This is a genomic window from Methanofastidiosum sp. (assembly GCA_020854815.1).
GTDB lineage: Archaea > Methanobacteriota_B > Thermococci > Methanofastidiosales > Methanofastidiosaceae > Methanofastidiosum.
The window spans coordinates 1-2,860 of record JAHKLW010000009.1 but is presented as its reverse complement, the minus strand read 5'-3'; the positions used below and the strand labels follow the sequence as shown (position 1 = coordinate 2,860).

4 protein-coding genes are annotated in these 2,860 nt (G+C 36.1%); all 4 read left to right on the top strand.

The features are described from left to right. Positions 1 to 436: hypothetical protein (locus KO464_01060; protein MCC7571961.1), on the top strand; the 436-nt coding region annotated here is incomplete at its 5' end. Positions 437 to 580: 144 nt separating this feature from the next. Further along, entirely contained in the window at positions 581 to 1,477 is an 897-nt protein-coding gene (locus tag KO464_01055) for a hypothetical protein (protein ID MCC7571960.1), read from the top strand. 43 nt (positions 1,478 to 1,520) lie between these two features. Continuing rightward, positions 1,521 to 1,709 carry a hypothetical protein gene (locus KO464_01050; GenBank protein MCC7571959.1) on the top strand — a complete coding sequence of 63 codons (189 nt, stop codon included), beginning with the start codon at positions 1,521 to 1,523 and terminating at the stop codon, positions 1,707 to 1,709. Positions 1,710 to 1,809: 100 nt separating this feature from the next. Continuing rightward, a complete protein-coding gene (locus KO464_01045; GenBank protein ID MCC7571958.1) occupies positions 1,810 to 2,700 on the top strand; it encodes a hypothetical protein in 891 nt (296 codons plus the stop codon). Positions 2,701 to 2,860 lie beyond the last annotated feature (160 nt).

Here is a 2,860-nt window from a genome sequence, read left to right as displayed (position 1 = left end):
TTATTTAGTATTTAGCCTTGAGCAGAAATGTTGCTATGACTGCACTCCGAAACCATCGCTTCCAGCCACAATTTTGTATCCAAAAGTTGATATTGAAACGCTTTCAATCACAGGCGGACCAACTATCATTAAAGATGGTAAGATTCTTTCGTCCCTCAATCTCTCTCCAGGAATCCAGCAAGCAATGGTCCAAGTTGAGAACAGAGGTTTCTTTACACAAAAAGACGCAAGAGTAAGATTTATTGGCCTCCCAGAAGGTGTCACAGTTCAATTAACTCCGACTACTCAGACTATAAAAGCACATAATATAGGAACTTACAGTGCAACATTTGCAGTTGGACCTAACGTTCAATCTGGAACTTACGATATTGCTATGGTAGCGTACTCTCCAAATGGAATATTCGACACAATTAGGATACAACTAGTTGTCCCATAAATTTATTTTTTAATTATTTTTATCTTTATTTTCAACACTATATAATTTATTTTCCCCGGTAAACTTATATCTCTTGAAAATAAATAATAATGGGAATATATGCTGAATAAAAAGATAATTGCCCTATTATTGGGGATTTTACTTTTGATCTCTGTAATGGGCTGTGCAAATAAAGAGATTGAACTAATTGATAGGGAGAGCAAAATCCCGCCAAACGCAGTGAAAATGACACCTGAAACAGATTCGAATCCTCCAAAATCTTATTCTCTAGAATACTATGATCCAGTTCCTTTGCCATACCCAATTAATACTGCAGGTGGTGAAGATTCTGCTTTTATACTACCAGATGGTAAAACCCTCTATTTTTGGTTTACCCCTGATGTAAACATACCTGTTGAAAAGCAACTTATCGACGGGGTCACTGGGATATACGTTTCACATAAATCTGGAGATACGTGGAGCAAGCCTGAAAGAATTATTCTGCAGGACCCCAGAAAATTGGCCTTAGATGGATGCAGCTTTGTTAAGGATAATACAATGTTTTTTTGTTCTGTAAGAGAGGGATATACAGGGATGAATTGGTTCACAGCTGAATTTGACGCATCGAGCAATAAATGGAAAAATTGGGTGAAAGTCAATTTCCCCGAAAGTTATGAAGTTGAGGAGTTACACATATACGGCGATGAGTTGTATTTCCATTCTGCGAGGGCAGGTGGAAAGGGTGGATTAGATCTCTGGGTCATGGAAAAAGATACCAAAGGAGAATGGTCTGAGCCAAAAAATGTTACAAACGTCAATACTGCAAGAGATGAAGGGTGGCCCGTTATTTCTCCAGATGGAAAAGAATTGTGGATTAGTAGGGACTATGGTCTTTGGAGGTCAAAAAGGGTAAATGGAACATGGACAGAACCCGAGCTAATGTTTTCGCCTCTCGCAGGGGAGGCTTCTATCGATAATGGGGGAAATGTATATTTTACCCATCACTTCTATAAAGATAACAAAATGATAGAAGCAGATATCTATGTTGCTTATAAAAAATGAGTGAGAGATTTATTGAAACAAATAATTATGGAACGTGATAATAATGGATTGCATATTATGTAGGAAAGAAATCGAGAGATATGATCCAAAATTTAATCAATTGAAAATTGATGAATCCCATAGTGTAGACATATGCTTAGATTGCATTGATAAATTCCTCAAGTGGCAACAAGCTGTGTTTGCAACTCTTTTCCCCACAAAAGCGGCCAAAAAGTGGGCTAGTAAGAAATAAGGGATTATAATCTGTTATTTCCTGATTAGCTTATCTTTAGAATGCGATATCTTTATATAGTTGTTGATAATTATTATTGATATCAAAATCAGTGATTACTATGAAAAAGAAATTTTCTATACTGATAACGTTATTAATTTTTGGAAGCATTTTTGGAGTTACCTCTGTTTTTAGTGATGATCTTGATTTAGAGATCAAAGACTTTATCATCGATTATTTTGTTACAGAAACTGGACAGATTTATAATAATAATACAAGGAGCAAAGATGGGTTCTTAAAAGATACTTATAATGACAATGCTTTTATATTGTATATAGATGGTTCACTGTATTCTGCATCAGGCGATTACACGACCGAAGCAGACGGTAGAGAGTATGTCCTTGATACGGAAATCATGTCAGATCTTATCGTGTACAGAAAGGTTTACTTCCCAGAAGACAGGAACTGGATTAGATATCTTGAGATACTCCACAATCCCACAAGTACCCTGATAACTGTTGAAGTTCAAATCGACACCCCAGATCTTGGCTCTAGCGACTATACGCGATGTGTGAAGACTTCAAGTGGGGATACTTTTGCAGATGTAAACGATTACTGGGTCGTAACTGATGACGAGCTTGATGGACATTCAAAATCTAACCCTTCTCTTTCTCATGTATGGGATGGGCCTGGTGGCGCTGACAGAATAGATTATCTAAGTGGATTAAATGATGAAGAAGATCGTGTCAATTACTATTGGTACTATGTTACTGTAAATCCAGGGCAAACTGTTGTCCTAATGCACTTTGGAGGATTTGAAATGAACAACAATAATGCAATAGCGCTTGCACAAGATCTATATAACTATAAAGATGACAAAATGAAATACGACCTCCAAGAAATTAATCAGATTATAAACTGGTCCCCCAGTAGATTAGCAAAAGCAGGAAATAAGCCTTCACTTCCAATTGCCCAGATAATAAAGATCCTAAAGGGAAATCAAGAGAATTAATTTAATTTAATTTTTATTCTTTCAATTAATTAACAAATGATTAAATCAGTTCTTTTTTTAGCATTACCATGTCTTTTAGCTGGACCCCATTTTCATATATCGGTTTTGGGTAATTATCTAGGAAGAATCCTTTTTTTATGCCAAATATCTCAAAACCTAC